The sequence below is a fragment of the Neisseria sp. P0021.S007 genome, from assembly GCF_051956855.1.
In genome coordinates this window covers 1-549 of record NZ_JBQCXA010001015.1, presented here as the reverse complement: position 1 = coordinate 549, position 549 = coordinate 1, and the positions used below count along the sequence as shown (strand labels likewise).

Annotated in this window: 1 protein-coding gene; it reads left to right on the top strand. The window is 53.9% G+C overall.

Annotated elements, in window-relative coordinates; genetic code table 11:
• A partial coding sequence (locus ACTHUR_RS17265) for a glutamate--tRNA ligase family protein (protein ID WP_440399939.1) occupies positions 1-549 on the top strand: 549 nt, incomplete at both ends.

Here is a 549-nt window from a genome sequence, read left to right as displayed (position 1 = left end):
CCTCAAAAGCGGTAAGCATACAGCCATCCAAACCCGTTTCCCGCCCGAGCCGAACGGCTACCTGCACATCGGCCACGCCAAATCCATCTGCTTGAACTTCGGTTTGGCGTATATTTATGACGGCTTGTGCAACCTGCGTTTCGACGACACCAACCCCGAAAAAGAAAACGACGAATACGTCAACGCCATCAAAGAAGACGTTGAGTGGCTTGGTTTCCATTGGGCAGGCGAGCCGCGTTTCGCTTCCAACTATTTCGACCAGCTTTACGATTACGCCGTCGGTTTAATCAAAGACGGCAAGGCCTATGTCGATGATTTGACGCCCGAAGAAATGCGCGAATACCGCGGCACGCTGACTGAGGCGGGCAAAAACAGCCCTTATCGCGACCGCAGCGTCGAAGAAAATCTCGACCTGTTCACGCGCATGAAAAACGGCGAATTTCCAGACGGCAGCAAAACCCTGCGCCTGAAAATCGATATGGCATCAGGCAACATCAATATGCGCGACCCCGTCATCTACCGCATCCGCCGCGCCCATCACCACAACAC